10 protein-coding genes are annotated in these 23247 nt (G+C 34.4%); 9 read left to right on the top strand and 1 reads right to left on the bottom strand.

Features of this window, described 5'->3' with window-relative positions:
• The first annotated feature begins 36 nt into the window (after positions 1-36).
• The 8 genes from DFQ07_RS00770 to DFQ07_RS00735 all read left to right on the top strand — a co-directional run bounded on the left by DFQ07_RS00770 (position 37) and on the right by DFQ07_RS00735 (position 20948).
• Positions 37-13833 carry a T9SS type B sorting domain-containing protein gene (locus DFQ07_RS00770; protein WP_133534382.1) on the top strand — a complete coding sequence of 4599 codons (13797 nt, stop codon included), beginning with the start codon at positions 37-39 and terminating at the stop codon, positions 13831-13833.
• 8 nt (positions 13834-13841) lie between these two features.
• Positions 13842-14789 (top strand): PorP/SprF family type IX secretion system membrane protein, encoded by a 948-nt coding sequence (locus DFQ07_RS00765; protein ID WP_133534381.1) that lies wholly within the window; start codon positions 13842-13844, stop codon positions 14787-14789.
• 67 nt (positions 14790-14856) lie between these two features.
• Positions 14857-15705, top strand: a complete 849-nt coding sequence (gene rluF / locus DFQ07_RS00760; RefSeq protein ID WP_133534380.1) for a 23S rRNA pseudouridine(2604) synthase RluF — start codon at positions 14857-14859, stop codon at positions 15703-15705.
• 71 nt (positions 15706-15776) lie between these two features.
• Positions 15777-16907, top strand: coding sequence for a tRNA guanosine(34) transglycosylase Tgt (gene tgt, locus DFQ07_RS00755; RefSeq protein WP_133534379.1), 1131 nt, complete (start codon positions 15777-15779; stop codon positions 16905-16907).
• Between the two features lie 24 nt (positions 16908-16931).
• Positions 16932-18023: an LptF/LptG family permease gene (locus DFQ07_RS00750; RefSeq protein ID WP_133534378.1), complete on the top strand. Its 1092-nt coding sequence runs from the start codon at positions 16932-16934 to the stop codon at positions 18021-18023.
• On the top strand, positions 18004-18903 hold the full coding sequence (locus DFQ07_RS00745) for a DMT family transporter (RefSeq protein ID WP_133534377.1): 900 nt from the start codon (positions 18004-18006) through the stop codon (positions 18901-18903). The genes DFQ07_RS00750 and DFQ07_RS00745 overlap by 20 nt, the downstream gene beginning before the upstream one ends.
• Positions 18904-19004: 101 nt before the next feature.
• A complete protein-coding gene (locus DFQ07_RS00740; protein ID WP_133534376.1) occupies positions 19005-19958 on the top strand; it encodes an acetyl-CoA carboxylase carboxyltransferase subunit alpha in 954 nt (317 codons plus the stop codon).
• A 117-nt stretch (positions 19959-20075) separates the two neighbouring features.
• Positions 20076-20948, top strand: a complete 873-nt coding sequence (locus DFQ07_RS00735; protein ID WP_133534375.1) for a cation diffusion facilitator family transporter — start codon at positions 20076-20078, stop codon at positions 20946-20948.
• A 41-nt stretch (positions 20949-20989) separates the two neighbouring features.
• Here the strand turns inward: DFQ07_RS00735 and DFQ07_RS00730 are convergent, their stop codons facing one another.
• Entirely contained in the window at positions 20990-21622 is a 633-nt protein-coding gene (locus DFQ07_RS00730) for a 7-carboxy-7-deazaguanine synthase QueE (RefSeq protein ID WP_166627691.1), read from the bottom strand.
• Positions 21623-21708: 86 nt separating this feature from the next.
• Here DFQ07_RS00730 and DFQ07_RS00725 point away from each other — a divergent pair, with 86 nt between their 5' ends.
• Positions 21709-23229: a helicase HerA-like domain-containing protein gene (locus DFQ07_RS00725; protein ID WP_133534374.1), complete on the top strand. Its 1521-nt coding sequence runs from the start codon at positions 21709-21711 to the stop codon at positions 23227-23229.
• Positions 23230-23247 lie beyond the last annotated feature (18 nt).

The following is a 23247-nucleotide window of genomic DNA, read 5'->3' as shown; positions in this document are numbered from 1 at the left end:
AGAAGAACTTGATTAACTAATCCCCCCCCTGAGATTATGAAAAAAATAATTACTTTATTATTAATTGTATTACAGACCTTTTTTAGTTTTTCACAAGAAAAACCGAAAACACCCCCAAAAGTTTTAAATGAAGCGAAAGGCTATGCTAAATTGAAAGCAGCCTTATCATTAGAAACAGGTAAAATCAGCGCTAAATTACCAGCTGGTTTTAATCAGCGTACCATAAATCCTGATGGTAGTTCCGGAGGTATAAACATTAAAGGAGATATAACCTTCATAGCCAATAATATTTTAAGTATTGATACTAATAAGCGTGATCCAAATGATCCTTATGATGGTACTAGCTCAAACGGAAGTGTTGATATGCAATATATTGATATTGATGGTGATGCATCTACATTTTCATCGAGTTCTGATGCTTTAAGTTTACCTACTTGTTCAAGAGTAGTATTTGCAGGGTTGTATTGGGCTGGTGTATACCCATATGAAACATGGTATTATGAAAATGATAGATCAGGAGACCCTAGTCAAATAAAATTTAAATTACCAGGAGGAGTTTATCAAGATATTGTAGCTGATGAAAAAATTTATGATGAGGGGTTTAGTTATGTTTACTATAAAGATATTACTACAGATATTCAAGGCTTAGCAACAACTGATCCTGATGGTCATAATGGTACTTATGTAGCGGCTAATATTAGAGGAGTTACAGGGTTGGATCAATATAGATCAAGTTATGGGCTCGGTGGATCAGCAGGTTGGACTATGGTAGTGATTTATGAAAATCAAACCTTATCAAGTAAAAATATAGCCATTTTTGATGGATATGCAGATGTTGACGGAAGTAATGATGTAGAACTTTCATACTCTGGTTTTACCACAGTACCTGTTGGTAATCCAGCAAATCCTGCACCAGTAAGAGTTAGTTTATTAGCAGCAACTTTAGAAGGAGATAGAAGTATACTTGGAGATAGTTTTCAAATTAAAGATACAAGTGGTAATTATGTAGATCAAGTAACAACGAATGTAAACCCTATGGAATGGGATAGTTGGGCTGGGGAATGGAAGTATAATTTCTTTAATGGTTCCATTAGTATAAATGATCAATATGTGACTTCTCGTATCCCTGATAGCGAAAATACTTTAGGATTTGATGTAGATTTATATCAGTTAAGTAACCCAAATAATAGTGTAATTACAAACGGACAAACTTCTGCTGAAGTAAAGTTTACCACTAGTGGAGATGTTTATTGGCCTTTTTTAAATGCGTTAGCGGTTGAGATAATTGAGCCAGAACTTCAAATGGTGAAGTCTGTAGTTGATAGTTCAGGAAATGATGTTCAAGGAACCCCTGTTACCTTAGGGAGCGAGTTATGGTATGATATCAGTTATCAGAATGTTGGTACGGATGATGCAACGAATACAATTATAACGGATAGATTACCTAAAAATGTAGATTTACTAGAAACTGTAACTGGAGGTACTGTGTATAATGGTACCCGTTTTGATATAGATTTACCAGCAGGAGTAACAATAAATGATTATGAAGCTCCTTCAGTAGCTAATGGTTTTAGAGCTGAAGTAGAGTTTGCTATTCCAGATGGTATGGTACTAGAAGGTGGAGCAAAATACAATATTCGTTTGCATGTACAAGTGGTTTCTGATTGTAATCAATTACGTGATGTTTGTTCTAATCTTATTCAAAACCAAGCATTTGCTAGATATGATGGAGTTAGAGGAGGTTCATCAATAGATAACGAACCAAGTTACTCAGGTTTTGATGATTGTGATTTCGGTATAGTTGGATCGTCAAACTTTTTAGTTGATATTGATGCTTGTGATTTCAGAAGAACAGAAGTACTTTGTGGTGGTAGTGTAGAATTAACAGCAGGAGACGGTTTCGATACTTATAGTTGGAAAGATGAAAAAGGTAATAATTTAGGAAGTACCCAAAGTATTACGGTTGCCAGTGCAGGTACATATACAGTTACTAAAACAACAACATTAGGGTGTCTTACCAAACCAGAAATTATAGAGGTTATTAGTTTTGCTAATGTATCTAACCCGTTAGATTCTCCATTTTCAGATAGATTTAATACAGCTTGTACCAGTAATACAACTGAGCTTGCTGAAGTTTATTTATGTGGAGATGGTAATAGTACTAGAGATATTACATTGCCATTTGCTGGATCAAGTACTACAGTAGAATGGTTTAAACTTAATGGAGATGGAGGTTGTGGTTATGATTATGAAACTAATAATTGTGCACCAACAGATACAGGTTGTTCATGGACATCATTAGGAACAGATTTAACTCAATCTTTTAGTGAGGTAGGGGCTTATAAGTTAGAAGTTTTATACAACGGAATATGTCCGAGAACATATTATTTTAATGTTTTTAGAAATACATTATCACCTACTATAGTGTCTAAAGATATTATTTGTGGTGCAGATGGTAGTATTGTAATTAATGGTGTTCCAAATGGTTATGAATATAGCTTGTCAGGAAATGGAACTACTACTCCGTTTCAAACGAGCAATTCTTTCGCAATTACACAACCAGGTACTTATACAGTAACTATTCGTTTAGCAGGATCTTCAGATACGGCATGTAGTTATGTAACAGAAAATATAAGCATACAAGAGTTAGACATTAACTTGAATGTACTTACAAATATTGATGCCTGTGGAGGTTTATCTGAGCTTGTTGTACAAATAGAAAATGTTCCAGGTGGTTATTCTTATGAGATAAGAAAAGATAATGTATATATGACTGGTTCAAACGGTTATATAAGCAGTAATGACCAGAGATATACTATAACTGAAAGTGGTGCGTACGAAATTTTAGTGACTACGGAAGATGGATGTTCTGCTAATGAAACAAGAGTGATAACCATACCCGATCCAGTTACATTATCAGCAGTTACAACTAAAAATATTACCTGTAAAGATGGAAGTTCACCAGGAATAATAACATTAACACCGGGAGGTGGAACAGCGCCATATGAATTTGCGGTAATTTCAATCAACGGTACATCTGTAGCTGATGCAGACAAAGTATATTTTACTGATACTACCTATGAGGTAACTATGGGTAATGAGGGTACTTATGTTTTTGAACTTAGAGATGATAACAATTGTACTATAACAGCGGAAGCAACAGTTGTTGTAGAACCAGAATTAGTATTTACAGCAACACCAACTCATGTTTTATGTAATGGTGATAGTAGTGGATCAATAGCAGTTAACTTGGTAAGTGGTAGTATATCAGGGTATACACTAGCATATAGTATAGATGGCTTATCAACAACCAATAACACAGGTCTGTTTACAGGACTTGCTGCTGGAGATTACACGATTGATGTTGTTGCATCAGCTAGTACTTACCAGTGTGCGTATCAATTAACCACAACAATAACTGAGCCACCAGCATTAAGTGCAGAAGTAGTAAAAGAAAGAGATTACAACTGTGGTGCAGGAGGTAAAGTGAGATTCTTTAATGAAACTGGAGGTACAGGAGCTTATGAGTATGGTTTTGGTGCAGTTGATAGCAGTGGAAATGTAACTAGTATTACTTATTATTCTTTTGATGATAATGGATCTGCTGAAGCGGTATTCAATAGTTTAGTTCCAGGAACGTATCGTTTTTATATACGAGATGAAAATGGTTGTGTGTATGAAATACCAGACGATATTATCATATTAGACTCTCCGCAAGCACCACAGTTAGTGCCAAATATAACGTATAATTGTGATGGTACAGGAAATGTAGTATTAGGACCGGCTTCTGAGATTAAAAATAATTTTGATTATTCATTGGACGATGGGCCAACAACGAATATTAATAATTTCCCAAATTTAGCACCAGGACCTCACAAAATTCTAGTGTATTATAAAGGTCAAGACTGTAGTACATTAGTTAATTTTGTAATTGAAGAAAACCAAGCATTCACAGCAGATGTTGATGCTTGGACGAATATAACTTGTAATGGTGATACTGATGGAACAATTACTATTAGTGCAGCTAATTATGGTACTTTTTATCAATACTCATTAAACGGAGGTACTTGGAGTGGAGCTTTAACTTCAAGTCCGCACACCATTACAGGATTAGACAACGGAACCTATTCAATACAAGTACGTTCTAATGTAAATGCTGTAGGAGATTGTTTAGTAACAATACCAAATGATGTAGTGTTAACTGAACCAGACGTAGTAACTGTAACAGCTCAAATAACTAAAGAGATTACTTGTAATCCAGCTACAGGAGCTACAATTACAGTTACAAATACCGATGGAGGTAACGGTGCACCTTATACACATGAATTACTTAACAGTTCTGGTAATCCAGTTCCGTTTACGAATGTACCAGCTGGTGATTATACAGTAGTTGCTACCGATTCAAAAGGATGTGTTTCTGAACCTTACCCTATCAGAGTTGAACCAATAATAGCGTTAGATTTTGATATAAATCCAGTTATTTGTTATAATGGTTCAAATGGAACGTTAACCGTAAATGTTTCTTCAGGAAATGGAGATTATTCCTATATGATTGATGGAGTAACTAGTTGGCAAACAACCAATGTGTTTAATAATTTAACAGACGGTACTTATGATGTTATTGTACGTGACGGAAAAGGTTGTGAGTTAACTAAGTCTGCAACAATTTTACCACAAGTAACAGCAACAATAACTACAGTTAGTGCAACATGTAACCCAGGTCAGATACAAATCACTCCAAGTGGAGGTGATGGAAACTATGTATATGTTGTAGATAATGGAGGTACTCAAACGACTTATAATTCAAGTTCAATTAGTGTACCTGCAGGTACTTACATGGTGTATGTAAGAGATAAAAATGGAGGAGCAAACTACTGTGAGTTTACAGATACAGTTACGGTAAATCAAATAGCTGACCCAACTATATCAGCTAGTGCAGTACTACCAAAGTGTAATGGACAAACAGGAACTATTAATGCGACTGTAGCAAGTGGTACACCACCTTATACTGTAACTGTTACAGGACCTACAACACCTGCTGCTCAATCAGGAAATAATACAAGTTATTCATTTACAGGGTTAACTGCGGGTAATTATACAATTACAGTAACCGATGCTGAAGGATGTCCTGCATCTACAACTACATTAATTACAGTTCCAACTGCATTAACAGGAGGTAGTGCTGCAGCAACAGATTTGATGTGTAGTACTTCAGGAACTATTTTAGGAACAATTACGTTTACCGCACCAACGGGAGGAACACCGAATTATTTATATTTCTATAAGCTAACATCAGATACTAATTATACACAAGCTGGTAGCACTACGGTAACAAATTTAGATCCGGGAACGTACGATACAAGAGTGGTAGATGCGAACGGTTGTATTTTAGATTTAAATCAAGTAACTATTGCCGATTTACCAACTGAGCCAACTTTAGCTAGTTCAATAGCATATAATTGTGATGGTACAGGAAATATTGATGTTGTAGTAACTCCTTTAGATCCAAGTTATATATATACGTTGGATGGAGGAACTCCGCAAACAGGAAACAATGTGTTTACTAATATTGCTGTAGGACCTCATACTATTTCTGTAGAGTATGGTAGTAATTGTACAACAGATATAACAGTTAACGTTGAACCAGATCAAGAGTTTACTGCTGCAATTACAGGAAGTTCTAAAACCTGTATTGGAAGCAATGATGGTACGATTACCGTGGAAGCTTCTTTCCCATCAAGCGCGCCAACTTCATTTGAATACAATGCAAATGGATCAGGGTGGCAAGCAGCAGGAACAAATCCTTTTACAATTACTGGTTTACCAGTAGGACTTAATACAATTGAAGTACGCCCAAATAGTGTTTCACCAGCAGCGTGTGTTATAACATTGCAGGAAACATTAGTAGATCCTACACCAATTGTAGTAACTGCGCCAATAACAAAAGAAGTAACCTGTACACCAGCTACAGGAGCAACAATTACACCAGATGCAAGTGGAGGTAATGGACCAACATATACGTACGAGTTATTTGATGCTTCTAATATTTCAGTTTCTACTACGAGTCCATTTACAAATATACCAGCAGGTTCATATACTGTGGTAGCAACGGATCGTTTAGGTTGTACAGAATCAGTAGCAGTAACAGTTGATCCAATAGTGACTGTAACTTTTGATGCTGTACCTCAATGTTATGATGGAACAAACGGACAAATTGATGTGACAGTTAATTCAGGTAACGGTGATTACACATTTAGTTTAAACGGAACTACATGGCAAACACCAACACCTTTAACATCAAATACCTATACATTCTCTGGATTATCTAGTGGAAATTATACAGTATATGTACAAGATGGTAGAGGTTGTACAGAAAACATGGCTGTTACAATCAACCCACAATTATTTGCTACGGCTATACCAACCAACGCAAGTTGTAATCCTACAGGAGAAATTTTAATAAACCCTACAGGAGGATCTGGAAGTGGGTATGAAGCATCTGTGGTAACAAATGGTTCACCAGCAGGAGGGTATGTGCCAATAGACAATCCTATTAACAATCCTGTTACAGGTTTGGCAGCAGGTACTTATGATGTATATGTAAGAGATGATGCAGGTTGTGAATACGTAATTCAAGATATAGTAATCAATTCAGTACCGCCATTAGAGATAACAGCAACAGTTAATGAACCAACTTGTAATGGTGATACAGGAAGTATTGATGTAGCAATTGTAGCTAATACAGGAGAAGCTCCTTATACTATTACTATTTCTGATAGTGGAGGAGGATATACAAACACAATTAATAATTTTGTAGGATCTAGCATAAGTTTTGACAATTTAGCGGTAGAAACCTATACCATTACAATTACAGATGCTTTAGGTTGTATAGATACAGAAGACAACTTAACGTTAACAGACCCTCCAGCTCTTGTGATGGATATAGAATCTGTTTTACCTGCTGGATGTATTGTTGATCCTACACAAACAGGATTTAACTTCATCAATATTGACCCGAATGATTATTTACCAAATACATTACAGTATAGTTTAGATAATGGAGTTACTTGGACAGATTTTACTGATGGGCAAATTAGAGGTCTGAATTCTGGAGATGTAGTGCATCCTGTATTACAAACAATTGATGGGTCAGGTACTACATTATGTTTGATTGCATATGGTCCGTATGAAATTCCTTATAACGTTACAGGTTTAATTGTAAATCCAATAATTGATACAGGAGATTGTACAGTTGGTTTAACTGTAACCGTTGAAGCCGTTAATGGTACAGCTCCTTTTATGTTTGCAATTAACTCACCTTCAAGCGGTTGGTTGCCTGCGGATGCACTTAATAATGGAACGCTTAATGACCCAGATAGAACTAGAACCTTTACAGGATTAACACCAGGAGTAGACTATGATTTCTTCGTAATGGATGGTAATGGTTGTATAGAAATGAATAATGAAAATATTTATGCTGATTTCACTCCAACAGTATTAATTACAGGTACTGTAAACAACCAAGCATGTTTTGGAGCAAACTCAGGGCAAATAACATATTCAATAGATAATACTAGTGGAGACTTATCGAATGACTTTACTTGGACATTATATAAAAGAGATGCAAACAATGAAGGAGTAGCGGTAGCAGGTTATACTAATATTGCTCAAACAGGTTTTGCTGATATTGTTGTAACAGGTTTAGCTCCTGGTACATATTACATTGTTTTATCAAATACAGGTGGAGTAGCTTGTGAGTTTGGTGCTCAAGATGTAGAGGTTATTGAAGGAACAGAAATTTCAGGACAAGTAACCAAAGTAAGGGATATTACTTGTAGTGTAGATGGTTTAGTAAGAATTGAAAATGTAGTAGGAGGTTTCCCTGGATATACTTATACTTTTAATGTAACAAATGGAACAGGAGTTTTATCAGGTAACACAATTACTGTTGCTGCTGGTACTGTAACGGGTTCACCAGTAACCGTTGAAGCTTTTGTTGAAGATACAAATGGTTGTGGACCTGTAAGTTTAGGTACGGTGAATTTATCTTTAAGTCCTTCACCTAATATTGTATCGGCTCTTGCAGCAAGTTGTGATGTAAATAAAACAATAACAATCAATGTAAATAATGGTACAGCTCCTTATAGTTATTCTATTGATGGAGGTACAACATTTACATCACCAACAACTAGTACTACATACGTAGCTGAAGGATTAACACCAGGAAGTTATGATATTGTGGTAAGAGATGCTAATGGATGTACAGATACTACAACTGGAATAATTGTAAATCCAGATGTTGACTTTAATTTGAGTGTATCTCAAAATGCTACCTGTGTACCAGGTAATGATGGAGAGGTACTAATAAATGTAACTTCTGGTACAGGAGGTAATTACAATTATTCATTTGATACAGGAGCAGCAGGTACGATAACTTCTCCAGGAACTACTGCTACAGTTGGTTCATTAGCACCAGGAGTACATAGTGTAACCGTTACCGATGTAACTTCAGGATGTTCAGTAATTAAATCAATTACTGTTCAAGATCCAGTGAATCCTAGTTTCTCGTTTATAGCAGAAAACAGTCTGTGTTCAGGAAGCAATTCAGGAATAATAACTTTAACAGCAGTTGATAATGGTATTTTGCCAGTAACTTATACAATAAGTCCAGTAGCAGGTACATACGATGGTGATAGTACATTTACTAATTTACCTCCAGGTACATATACAGTTACAGGAACGGCAGCAAATGGTTGTACTACACCAGTATCTAATATTGTAATAGATGAATATGCACCAATTGCACCTAGTACACCAACTGTAACAGAGTTTGCATGTACAACAGGAAATACAGTTAATGTTGCTACTGTAGAATTACCAACAGGTACTACTGGTGGTTCAGGAACTTATACACGAGTAGTATTTACTTATACTCCAGCAGATGGTAGTGCTGTGGAAACATTAGATTCAAACAACTTCACATTTACTACATCAAATACAGCAGGTGGTACAGTAAATATCGATGTGTATGATGATAAAGGATGTTTAGGAACAACTTCGGCAACGATAGCTCCTTTTGATGCACTTTCAAATCCTATTGTAACATTAGATACTGCAATTACTTGTAGTGCTGGTGCAGATATTACAGTAACCTATACTTCAACTTTAGGTTCAGCAGCAAATATTACAATTGAAGGAATTAATGGTAATGCTTATGCAGCGGTAACTCAAAATGGAGTTACTTCAGGAGATTTTGATAATTTACCAACAGGAGATTACCAAATAACAATTGCGCATCCAACAACAGGTTGTGAATTGGTAACCTATTATATAGTTGATGAGGAGCCAGTGTTTGATTTGTTAATTACTGATGTAATGAATGAATCTTGTAGAGAGAATGACGATGGTAGTGTGTTAATGAGTTTTAGTGCTTCAACACCGTATTTAGGACAATATGACTATGTTGTTTATGATGCAAGTGATGATTCAATTTACAGAACTGTAACAGGACAAACAGGAGATTCTCCAATCGCTAATTTAGATGCAAATCCTGGTACTTCTCGTACATATTATGTAATTGTTACTATGACAAGTACACCTAATTGTCAGGCTAGAACTCCTAATTTTACAATTTACCAACCAGCTGAATCATTATTGGTTTCTGCTGTAGTTGATCCACTAGTAAGTTGTACAAATGCTTCAGATGCTGCAATTACAGCAACAGCTACAGGTGGTTGGGGTAATTATGAATATCAATTAGAATTACAATCTACACCAGGTGTGGCTTATGGAGGGTTTACGTATAGTAGTAATAATATATTTGAAGGAATTCCTTCAGGAGACTATAGAGTACGAGTAATAGATGGAAATGGTTGTCCTCGTTCTACTACAGTAACCATTGTAAACCCAACACCAGTAACATTTAATGTAACAGAAAATGATAATGTGTGTGATACCTCTGTAGGAGGTAGTATTACAGTGAATGCTGCAGGAGGTACAGGTACATATACGTATACTTTATCAAATGCAGGTGGAGTTGTAGAAACTCAAATTTTAAATGCTACTACATATACATTTACGAATTTACCAGCTGATGACTATACTGTTAATGTGGTAGATTCTAACGGATGTGATGCAGGTACACCAACGGATGTTACGATTAATCCAGATGTAAACTTCTCGTTAGTAGAAACGAAGAAAGTAGATTGTTCTGCTTCGCCAGATGGTGTTGTAACAGTTGATTTGGTTAACTGGACTTCTGGAACTAGTAATTACCAATACGATGTAGTAGGTTCAGTAGACGGAGCTTTAGTAACTGGAGGAACTGTAGCTAGTGATCCATTTACAATTACGATTCCTAGTGCGAATACAACGCCACAAACATATACAATCACGGTACGTGATTTAGATGCTACACCAGTATGTGATGTGTCGAAAGATATTGTAATTCAACCAGAAATTAGACCGGTATTTACGGCTATTGCAACTGTAAATAATATTTGTAATGGAAGTGCTGATGGAGAAATTACTGTTTTACCAACAGATAATGGAATATTACCATTAACATATACAATAAGTCCTGACCCTAATAGTGCTAGTGGAGTTTCTTCAAATACAAGTGTAGTATTTGATAGTTTACCAGCAGGAACTTATACTATTACAGCGCAAGGAACAAATGGTTGTACAACTGATGTATCAGTGACAATCACTGAAAATCCTGTAATTGATATTTCAAATGCAGTTTCTGTATCACAATTTAATTGTACAGTTGGTAACACTACTAACAATGCAGTAATTACTGTAGATCCAAATGCCATTACTGGTGGTACAGGAAACTACGTACGTGTAGTATTTGCTAATGGAGCAACTATTTTACAAGACAGAAGTAGTTTTACATATACATCAAATGATATTGCAGGAGGAACGTATACAGTTAGCGTGTATGATGAAAACAATAATTGTTTTGATTCTGAAGATGTAGTTATTGATCCATTTACACCAATGACAGATGCTACTATAACTGTAGATAAAGCCATTGACTGTAGTACAGGTGAAAATATTACTGTAAAAGTAAATCCAGATATAGCAAATGCGGTATACACAATTACGGGAGCTACAACAGGAACTACAAGCTCTCAAACAGTTCCAGTAGCAACTGATTCAGCTGTATTTACCAATTTACCGGCAGATAATTATACAATTGAAATTTTAAATCCAGTAACAGGATGTATTTTAAAAGCGTATCATACTGTAGATCCAGCACCAGTATTTGACATATTGGTTACGAATATCCAAAGAGCATGTTTTGGAGGAACTGGAGGTGTTGATATAAGTTTTGATCCGGTAAATCCTTATACAGATATATACAATTATGAAGTATTTACTTTAGCTGGAGCATCTGTAGGAACTGGTTCAGGAACTGGTGGTACACCAACAACAATTACAGGTTTAGTACCAGGTGAGTACTACGTAGTAGTAACAATGCCAAATACACCATTCTGTACAGTTCAAACAGTAAACTTTGAGATTGCTCAACCAGATAATGATTTAACCTTATCTAGTCAGTTAACTTACTTAAAATGTACTCCTGCAAATTCAGGAGCAGTTAACTTGACGGCCAATGGTGGTTGGAGTGGTTACCAGTATGAATTGGTAAATAATACAACAGGTGCAACAGTACAATCATTTAATAACAATGCAATAATTACAGGTTTAGTAGCAGGTGATTATACAGCTACAGTTAGAGATGTTAATGGGTGTACAGAGACAACAACCTTTACACTAGAACCAGGAGTAACTATAACAGGAAATTATCAAGTAACACCAAATGTGTGTGAAGGTGAATACTCAGCGACGATTGAAGCTATAAATGTAGCGGGTGGTCAAACACAAGATCCGAATTTAGCATATACTTACGTATTAGAGTATCCAGACGGGACAAGAACAGCGAGTCAATCGTCTCCAATTTTTGCAAATTTACCAGCAGGTAGCGGTTATTCTATAATTGTAGCAGATGGATATTCTTGTGACGGTCTTATTGGTCCGATTGATATTGTTGACCCTATTAAAGTAGTGGCTTCAGCAGAAATTATTGGGGATATTACTTGTAACGACCCTCAAGCGGTAGTAGAAGTTACAGGAGCAGGAGGTACAGGTCCTTATATGTATAGTATGGACGGAGTTACTTTTGGAAATACAAATACATTTAATGTAGATGCAGGAACTTATTTATTTTACGTAAGAGATACTGAGTTATGTGTATCAGAGCCTACTACAGTTACAGTTGGAGCATATGTACCACTTGTAGCGACATTAAATACAGAGTCAGCTTTCATTACTTGTAATGGTGACAGTAATGGAGTATTATCGGCTGAAGTACAAGGTGGTTTTGCAAACTATGAGTATCAATTATTAGATGGAAATGATACTCCGATAGATGGTACTTGGCAAGCATCAAATATCTTTAGTGGTTTAGATGTAGGTACTTATAAAATTAGAGTAAGAAGTACCAATAGATTTGGAGTTGTGTGTACTGCCGTAACAGGAGCATACACAATAACTGAGCCGTTACCATTACAAGCTGATGTAATACCAACAGCTGTTACATGTTTTGGAGGTAGTGATGGAACAATTACAGTTAATGCACAAGGAGGAAATAATGATTATGAGTTTAATATTGTATCTGATCCTAGTAGCCCAGAATTCCCAGAAACTAAGTTTGTGAAGAATAATGTGTTCGAAAACTTAAGCGCGGGTGTTTACTGGATTACAGTAAAAGATGTTGTAGGCTGTATTTTAGCTCCTATAAGAGTAGAGGTTACACAACCAGAAGAATTTACGGCATCATTAACAGGAGTAAATGAGCAAACATGTATTGATGATCCAACACCAACAATTACTTTAGATGTACAGGGAGGAACACAACCTTATTATGTAAGTATTAATAATGTTGAATTACCAACTCCTTACACTTCGAATACAATCGTATTAGGAGCAGGTGAAAACATCCAAGGAGGTACGTTCTATTATATTACGGTTAGAGATGAGGCAGGTTGTAACCCAGCTGCACCAATAACTTTAACAACTGCAGAACCTGTAGATTTACAGTTAACAGTAGATTTTGAATACACTTGTCCTACAGGTAATGTTATTATGGCAATAGTTGATGAGGCTTATAGAAATGATGTTTCATATACCTTATATGATGGTAATGGTAGTCCAGTAACAACGAATGCAACTGGAGAGTTTATTGATGTGCCAGCAGGAAATGGTTATACAGTTACAGCGACTCACACAATAACTTCGTGTTCTGAAAGTTCTACTAGTAGTCCAATTAGTATAGTGGATTATCAACCATTAGAGATGACAATTGACGATTCTGTTAAAAATACATTGATAGCCAATGCATCATTCGGATTACCTCCATATGAGTATAGTGTAGACGGAGGAGATTTTGGACCAGAGAATGAGTTCTTGGTCTTACAAACAAAAGACTATACGATTACAGTAAGAGATGCGAGAGGATGTGAGGTTACGTTAACAGTAAGAGGTGAGTATATAAGTATTTTTGTTCCTAATTTATTTACTCCAGATGGAGATGGAATAAATGATTACTGGTATCCAAGAGAAGTTGAAGATTATCATGAAATTAGAGTATATATCTATGATAGATATGCACGTAATATTGCAGATTTTAAAGGTGTAATAGAAGGATGGGATGGTACTTATGAAGGTACACCGTTACCATCAGGTGATTACTGGTATACAATTAATTTCAAAGAGTTATCAGGACAAGAGAAGAAGATAATGGGACATTTTACACTATATAGATAAAATAAGAAATGAGAAAAATATTAATAATTTTAAGTGTAGTATTTTGTAGTGTAAAGCTCTCTGCACAAGAAGTTGAATTACCACAGTATGTAAGTCATTTGGCGGATAACCCATTTTTAATATCACCAACTTTTGCAGGTATTGGTACAGGGTTACAAATTCGATTAAATGGAGTGAGCCAGTGGATCGGTGTTAAAGATGCACCTGATACACAATCATTAACAGTAGAAGCACGTATTGCTGATACTTTTGGTGGAGGTATTACAGTTTTTAACGATAAAAATGGATATACATCACATAAAGGAGCTAAATTATCATTTGCAAGTCACTTAACATTAAGTGACTTTCATGATAGTTTTTTATCTTTTGCTTTGAGTTATAGTTTTATTCAGTTTGGAATTGATACTTCAGAAAATAATTCTGGGCAAATTGTTCCAAACAGAACATTAAATAACTCAAACTTTGATGTGGGAATTTTATATCGTTATGAGCGATTTAGTATTACTGCAAATGTGGTAAATATTTTAAATAAAGAAATTGAAAATTTTCAAACAGGAGAGCCTGAGATCCTTAGAAAGTATAACTTTTTTGCTTCATTGATTTTAGCAAGAATTAGTAGAGACTTTGAGTTAGAACCATCAATATTAGTAGAGTATAGAGAGGCTGATAAGCGTTCTAGAACTGATATGAATATTAAAGCGAGAAAAGGAGTGAGAGACGGATATGTTTGGGCAGGTTTAAGTTACACGTTCTTAAATGATCAATTTTTTCAACCAAATGCAATTGCTCCATTATTCGGTTTAAAAAAGAATAACTTATATATGTCGTACGGATTTAGTATCAATATGAACAAAACACAAGATTTTAACTACGGTACTCATATGATTACCCTTGGGTTTGATTATGAAAGAAGACCAAGTTTGGCACGTTGTACGCAAAAGATGGTTATCTTTTAAAAGTTAAAAAGCATAAATTATTAAATCCTCAAGTGTTAGCTTGAGGATTTTCTTTTTCTTTGCATTAATGGAAAATAATAACGATACATCAATTAATCTTAATAAATATATCAGTAGTACGGGTATATGTTCACGTCGTGAAGCTGAACGCTTTATTACCGAAGGAAGAGTTACCATTAATGGTAAACCAACTCAATTAGGAAATAGGGTACATGAAGGAGATGTAGTTAAAATTGATGGAAAGCCATTAAAAGCGAAACCGAAAACAATTTATATCGCATTAAACAAACCAGTAGGAATTGTTTGTACTACCGATAGTAAAGAGCGAAAAAATATAGTTAAGTTTGTTGGACATCCGCAAAGATTATTTCCTATCGGACGATTAGATAAACCATCTGAAGGATTGATTTTTTTGACGAATGATGGAGATATTGTCAATAAAATTTTAAGAGCAGGAAACAACCACGAGAAAGAATATATTGTATCGGTTGATAAACCTTTTGATGAAGGCTTTATACAAAGAATGAGTAGTGGTATTCCTATTTTAGGAACTATGACCAAGAAGTGTAAAGTAGAGCGTATAAATAATATTACTTTTAAGATAACTTTAGTGCAAGGCTTAAACCGTCAAATACGTCGTATGTGTGAGTATTTAGGCTATGAAGTAACAAAACTCAAGCGTACAAGAATTATGAATGTAACTTTAGGAAATTTAAAAGTAGGTGAGTGGCGTGAATTAACATCCAAAGAAATGGATGAAATTAATAAGCTGGTAGCTAGTTCATCAAAAACAGAAGAAGCTTCAAAAAAGGATGTTACAACGAGCTCAAAATCAACTTCAACTTCAAAGAAGAGTACATCATCAAAGAAAAAAACAGATTTTAAAAATAAGTTTGGAAGAAGAAGAAAGCATTAAAAAACCAGTAATAAGAAACTTTTAACTTTCTACATTTCAACATTCAACTTACATGTGTATCTTTGCCACTTATGCAATTTGACTTAAAAATAACCGACCCCAAAAGTAAAGCGCGTGCAGGTGTTATTACCACCGACCACGGAACTATAGAAACTCCTATTTTTATGCCTGTAGGTACAGTAGCAACAGTGAAAGGAGTACATCAATCTGAATTAAAAGATGAAGTTAATCCTGATATAATTTTAGGAAACACATACCATTTATACTTGCGTCCGCAGACATCAATCTTAGAACAAGCAGGAGGATTACACAAGTTTATGAACTGGGATCGTAATATTTTAACTGATAGTGGAGGGTACCAAGTGTATTCGTTATCAGGAAGAAGAAAGATTAATGAAGAAGGAGTGAAGTTTAAAAGTCATATTGACGGATCTACTCATTTTTTTACTCCAGAAAATGTAATGGAAATTCAACGCTCTATTGGAGCCGATATTATCATGGCTTTTGATGAATGTACACCTTATCCGTGTGATTATTCGTATGCAAAACAATCAATGCATATGACACATCGTTGGTTAAAACGTTGTGTAAATCACTTAGAAAAAGTTCCACCTAAATACGGATATAATCAAACACTATTTCCAATTGTACAAGGAAGTACCTATACTGATTTACGTAAACAATCAGCTGAATTTATAGCTTCTGTTGAAGCTGAAGGAAATGCGATTGGTGGTTTATCTGTAGGAGAACCAGCTGAAGAAATGTACGCTATGACAGAAGTGGTCACTGCAATTTTACCAGAAGATAAACCACGTTATTTAATGGGAGTGGGAACACCGATTAATATTTTAGAGAATATAGCGCTAGGGGTAGATATGTTTGACTGTGTAATGCCAACACGTAATGCACGTAATGGTATGTTATTTACAGCACATGGTAGTATCAATATCAAAAATAAAAAGTGGGAAAATGATTTTTCTCCAATTGATGAAATGGATATTACTTATGTAGATACTATGTATTCTAAAGCCTATTTACGTCATTTATTTGCTTCAAGAGAAATGTTAGGTAAGCAAATCGCCTCTATTCATAATTTAGGGTTCTATTTATGGCTAGTACGTGAAGCACGTAAACATATTATAGCAGGTGATTTTGCTACATGGAAAGACAAAATGGTAAAACAAATGGATAAACGTTTGTAAATTTTAATATAAAACTAAGGTTTTTTGAAAATTCTTGATTGGTACATATTAAAACGCTATTTGGTAACTTTTTTGTTTACCTTATTAATTTTAATACCCATTGCAGTAGCTATTGATATTGCTGAAAAAATAGATAAGTTTTTGCGACATGAAAATTTAACTTTTTTTGAAATCGCTAACGATTATTATAAGAACTTTATCATCTATTATGCTAATACGTTTATGCCATTAGCATTGTTTATTGCAGTCATTTTATTTACTTCAAAACTTGCTAGTAATACTGAAATTGTAGCTATTAATAGTTCACAAGTATCCTTTACTAGGTTTTTGTACCCATATTTTATTGGTGCAACCATTGTTTGTTTAGTGGCGCTATCCATGAATCACTTTTTTGTGCCAACAAGTAGTAAAACAAGAAAAGCATTTGAAAAGGAGTATTTAAAAAAGAAGAAGTATGCAGATACATCAATAAGAGAATTTAGTTTGCAATTAAATGATAGTACCTATGTATATATCCAGAATTTTGATTTAAAAAGAAATTCAGGGTATAATTTCTCTGTAGATGTATATGATGGTATTGAGCTAAAAAGTAAATTTACAGCAGATCATATCAACTGGAATGAAAATGATAGTACGTTTAAATTAAGTACATGGAAACATCGAAAAATTTATAAAGAGAGGGATAGTATCTTTTCAGGAAGAAGTTTAGATACTACTTTTACATTTACACCAAGTGATTTTAATTATAAAAATATCATGGCACAAGAAATGAGTTCTCCTGAACTGATTAAATTTATAGATGTGTCTAGAAAAAGAGGAATAAAAAATCTTAATGCTTATTTAGTTGAGCTGTATAAGCGTACTAGTTTACCTATTGCTAGTTATATATTAACTCTAATTGCAGTCGGATTAGCTCATAAGAAAGCTAGAGGAGGTATTGGGGTAAATTTAGCTATAGGTATCTCAGTAATGTTTATATATGTATTCTTTTTAAAAGTAGCAGAAGTCTTAGGAGCTGTAGCAGGCGCTAATGCCCTACTAAATGTTTGGGTACCTAATGTTGTTTTTGGGCTATATGCTATTTATTTATATGTTAATGCAAGGAGAAAAACTTAAAAACTACCTACACCTACATTTAATCGTTTTTATTTGGGGGTTTACGGCAATACTTGGAGCGTTAATATCTATTGATGCAGTTCCGTTAGTTTGGTATCGTATGTTGTTGGCTGTAATTTTTATAGCGCTATATTTTATAATCAAGAAAAAATCATTCAAAGTAGAGAAAAAGTCTCTAATCAAGTTTGCTATTTCAGGAGTAATTATTGCTGTGCATTGGATAACCTTCTTTAAAGCAATTAAAGTATCCAATGTTTCTGTAGCTTTGGTTACAATGAGTACAGGAGCATTCTTTGCTTCACTAATAGAACCTTTCTTTTTTAAGAGAAGAATAAAACTAATTGAGATTATTTTAGGTTTATTGGTCATTGTTGGTTTATATATCATATTTAATTTTGAAAGTCAATATACACTTGGAATTATTTATGCTCTAATTTCTGCTTTTTTATCCGCTTTATTTGCTGTATTGAATGGATTATACATAAAAAAACACAATGCAGAAGTAATTTCGTTTTATCAACTATTGTTTGGTGTATTAGCAGTAACATTATACTTGTTATTTACCCAACAGTTTTCACTAAACTTTTTTAAAATACAATTAACCGACTGTATATACTTATTTATATTAAGTAGTATATGTACAGCTTATGCATTTATTGCCTCTGTGCATGTAATGAAATACTTAACTCCTTATACAGTAATGTTAACTATTAATTTAGAGCCTGTCTATGCTATTATCTTAGCCTTAATAGTTTTTGGAGAAAAAGAGCAAATGAACATAGGGTTTTATTACGGAGCCCTCATGGTATTATCAGTGGTATTACTTAATGGAGTTTTAAAAAATGCCTCTTCAATAAAAAATAAAATCAAGAAAAAATAGTATTTTAAGAAAGTGTATCAAGGCAAGCTGTATAATTTTTTAGTATGTTTGCCTTTACAAACGACTAACTATAAAATTAGAAAATCAAACTATATACAACAATGGAATATTTAGATTTTGAAATGCCAATTAAAGAACTTGAAGATCAGTTGGCAAAATGTTTTGATATAGGAAAGGAAAGTGAGGTTGATGTTACAGAGACATGTAAGAAGATTGAAGAAAAGCTAAAAAAGGCTAAAAAAGATATATACAAAAACTTAACTGCATGGCAACGAGTGCAGTTGTCTCGTCATCCAAATCGCCCTTATACATTAGACTATATAAAAGCACTTTGTGGTGATACTTTTATGGAGTTACATGGTGATCGTAGCGTAAAAGACGATAAAGCTATGATTGGTGGTTTAGGAAAAATAGGAGATCAATCATTTATGTTTATTGGTCAACAAAAAGGGTACAATACCAAAACACGTCAATATCGTAATTTTGGTATGGCCAATCCTGAAGGATATCGTAAAGCATTACGTTTAATGCGTATGGCTGAAAAATTTGGAATTCCTGTGGTAACTTTTGTAGATACTCCGGGTGCATATCCAGGATTAGAAGCTGAAGAGCGTGGACAAGGTGAAGCTATTGCGCGTAATATTTTTGAAATGACCTATTTGAAAACTCCTATTATTACTGTAATCATAGGAGAAGGAGCATCAGGAGGAGCATTAGGTATTGGCGTTGGTGATAGAGTATATATGTTAGAAAACTCATGGTATTCAGTTATATCACCAGAAAACTGTTCATCTATTTTATGGCGTAGTTGGTCAGAAAAAGAAAGAGCAGCAGAAGCTTTAAAATTAACAGCAGAAGATGGTCTAAAACTAAAAATCGTTGATGGTATTATAAAAGAACCAATTGGAGGTGCACATTCTGATAGAGAAGGGGCTTTTAAAGCGGTACAAAAACAAATCTTAGAAGCGTATAAAGAGTTGAAAGATTTAAATGAGGAAGATTTAGTGGCTCAACGTATGGACAAGTTTTCAAACATGGGAGTGTATAAAGAATAGACTCTTAAATACATAATTAATAAAAAACTCGCCAATTGGCGAGTTTTTTTTGAATATACAAAGGTTTTCAAGTATTTTCGTTGTAGCTGCAATAGTTATTATAACATCCTATTTTTAATGAGCAAAGAGCAATCAGCCATACGAACTACTTATTTTAGTATTCTTAGTAATGCGGGTTTAGCAATTATTAAAGGATTAGCTGGTTTTTTAGGGAATTCGTACGCACTTATTGCCGATGCCATTGAGTCTACTACCGATGTATTTTCATCTATTTTAGTATTATTAGGATTAACATATGCAAAACGACCAGCAGATAAAAACCACCCTTACGGACACGGAAAAATTGAACCATTAATCACCTTTATTGTTGTGGCATTTTTGGTGACTTCAGCAACAGTTATAGCCTATGAAAGTATTCTACATATTCAAACACCACATAAGGTTCCAGAACCATGGACTTTACTTGTACTAGGTGGAATTATTATATGGAAAGAAATATCATTCCAAATTGTAATCAAAAAAAGTAAAGAGACGAATAGTTCTTCCCTAAAAGCAGATGCGTGGCATCATAGAAGTGATGCGATTACATCCGTAATGGCATTTATTGGAATCTCTATAGCACTTATTTTTAAAGAAGGATATGAAACTGCCGATGATTGGGCAGCTTTATTTGCTTCTGTTTTTATTTTATACAATAGCTACCTGATTTTTAGACCAGCCTTGGGAGAAATAATGGATGAACATGTATATGATGATTTAATAGAAGAAATAAGAGAAAAATCGTTAGAGGTAGAAGGTGTTTTAGGAACAGAAAAATGTTTTGTTCGTAAAGCAGGGATGCGATATCATGTAGATTTACATGCGATTGTAGATAGTAATATAACCGTAAAAGAAGGACATGAAATCGCACACAAACTAAAAGATTATTTAAGAGAAAAACTCCCAGATTTAGGGCATGTGTTGATTCATATTGAGCCTAATGAGTATTAGATATAAATGAAAAAAACAACCTAAACTAGGTTGCTTTTTGTTTATGGTATATTTAAATATTTATGTGTTTGTAAGGATATTTTCCATTTAGGATTTTCCATCACATAGTCAATAATTAATGGAGTCATTTTTTCTTTTTTACTCCACTCAGGTTGTAAAAACAGCTTACAATTTTTACCAACCTTAGCAGCTTGTTCTTCGGCAAATTGAAAATCATTTTTATTATGAATAATCATTTTCAATTCATCAGCTTCTTGGTAAGCACGCTCTAAAGGTAGTTTTGTTTTTTTAGGAGATAAACAAAACCAATCCCAAACTCCAGAAAAATTATAAGCTCCTGAAGTTTCAATATGCGTTTTAATTCCTTCTTCTTGAAGTTTATTAGTAATATAATCCAAACTCCACATTAAGGGCTCACCACCTGTAATAACGACTGTTTCAGCATATTTTTTTGCATTTTCAACAATGAGGTCTGTTTTTGTTGGAGGGTGTAAATTAGCATCCCAGCTTTCTTTTACATCACACCAATGACATCCAACATCGCAACCACCAATACGAATAAAATATGCAGCAGTACCAGTATGCGCACCTTCTCCTTGAATTGTGTAAAATTCCTCCATCAACGGAAGCATTTCTCCCGTATTAATTAACTCTTGTACTTCTTTTATCAACATAAGGGTGCAAAGATAGGCAACATTAAAATTTAATGGATGATTTTTGTTACTTTTACGTGTTTTTATCACAAAAAAGTTCGAAAAGAATGAGTAAAACGGAAGAGTTTTTCAATTACATTAACGAAGGGTATACAACTAAAGGAGAGTTTATTACGTTGGGAGCAGGAATGTTAGGTGAAGAAACAGTAACCAATGCTTTGGTAAATATCCCTTTAAAAACCTTAAATCGCCACGGATTAATTGCAGGAGCAACGGGAACAGGAAAAACTAAAACCTTACAGGTATTGGCAGAGAATATGTCTGAAAAAGGAATCCCTGTATTGTTGATGGATGTAAAAGGTGATTTAAGCGGATTGGCACAACCAAGTCCTGGACATGTTAAAATAGATGAGCGTCACGAAAAAATCGGAATTCCGTTTACCCCAACAAAATTTCCTATTGAAATCTTATCAATTTCAGAACAAGATGGAGTACGTTTACGTGCTACTGTTTCTGAGTTTGGACCTGTGTTATTATCTCGAATTTTAGATTTAACTGAAACGCAATCGGGTATAGTTGCAATCATTTTTAAGTATTGTGATGATCATCAGTTACCCTTGCTAGATTTAAAGGATTTTAAAAAGATTCTTCAATACATAACGAACGAAGGTAAAGAAGAGGTTCAAGAAGAATACGGACGAATTTCAACAGCAAGTACAGGAGCTATTTTAAGAAAAGTAGTTGAAATAGAACAGCAAGGAGGAGATTTGTTTTTTGGAGAAAAATCATTTGATGTAGATGATTTAACTCGTATAGATGAAAACGGACGTGGAGTGATTTCTGTACTACGTTTAACAGATATTCAAGACAGACCTAAGTTGTTTTCAACCTTTATGTTACAGTTATTAGCAGAGGTTTATGAAACCTTTCCTGAGCAAGGTGATAGTGGTCGACCAGAATTAATCATTTTTATAGATGAAGCTCATTTGGTATTTGACGAAGCTTCAAAAGCTTTATTAAATCAAATAGAAAGTATCGTGAAGTTGATTCGTTCTAAAGGAATTGGATTATACTTTGTTACTCAAAATCCAAAGGATGTTCCAGAGGATGTGTTGGCGCAATTAGGAATGAAAATCCAACATGCTTTACGTGCATTTACAGCCAAAGACAGAAAAGCAATTAAATTAGCTGCAGAAAATTATCCAGATTCTGAATATTACGATACTAAAGAAGTATTAACGCAGTTAGGAATAGGAGAGGCTTTAGTTTCGGTATTGAATGAAAAAGGAATTCCGACTCCGTTGGCAAGAACCATGTTGCGAGCTCCGATGAGTAGAATGGATGTGTTGACAGAGAAAGAAATAAAGCAAGTATTGGATAATTCGAGATTGATTCCGAAGTATAATAATACAATAGATAGAGAGAGTGCCTATGAGTTATTGAATGAGAAGATTGAAAAACTAAACAAAGAGCAACAGGAAGAAACAGAAAGAAAAGAAGAAGAGAAATCACGAAGAAGATCTTCTTCATCACGCAGTAGTACTCGTATGAATCCTGTTGTAAAAGTGTTAACCAGCGCTACTTTTATCAGAGCAGCTTTTGGAATTTTAAAAAAAGTAATAAAATAACAAATAGAAAGAATAGAC

The sequence above is a fragment of the Tenacibaculum caenipelagi genome (genome assembly GCF_004363005.1).
Classification (GTDB): domain Bacteria; phylum Bacteroidota; class Bacteroidia; order Flavobacteriales; family Flavobacteriaceae; genus Polaribacter; species Polaribacter caenipelagi.
Note: the sequence above shows the minus strand (reverse complement) of the source record. Positions and strands in the feature narration are given on the sequence as shown.

Coding starts and splice junctions, on each gene's coding strand:
- DFQ07_RS00770 (WP_133534382.1), top strand. CDS start 37: ATGAAAAAAATAATTACTTTATTATTAATTGTATTACAGACCTTTTTT.
- tgt (WP_133534379.1), top strand. CDS start 15,777: ATGCAATTTGACTTAAAAATAACCGACCCCAAAAGTAAAGCGCGTGCA.
- DFQ07_RS00730 (WP_166627691.1), bottom strand. CDS start 21,622: ATGTTGATAAAAGAAGTACAAGAGTTAATTAATACGGGAGAAATGCTT.
- DFQ07_RS00735 (WP_133534375.1), top strand. CDS start 20,076: ATGAGCAAAGAGCAATCAGCCATACGAACTACTTATTTTAGTATTCTT.
- DFQ07_RS00725 (WP_133534374.1), top strand. CDS start 21,709: ATGAGTAAAACGGAAGAGTTTTTCAATTACATTAACGAAGGGTATACA.
- DFQ07_RS00765 (WP_133534381.1), top strand. CDS start 13,842: ATGAGAAAAATATTAATAATTTTAAGTGTAGTATTTTGTAGTGTAAAG.
- DFQ07_RS00745 (WP_133534377.1), top strand. CDS start 18,004: ATGCAAGGAGAAAAACTTAAAAACTACCTACACCTACATTTAATCGTT.
- rluF (WP_133534380.1), top strand. CDS start 14,857: ATGGAAAATAATAACGATACATCAATTAATCTTAATAAATATATCAGT.
- DFQ07_RS00740 (WP_133534376.1), top strand. CDS start 19,005: ATGGAATATTTAGATTTTGAAATGCCAATTAAAGAACTTGAAGATCAG.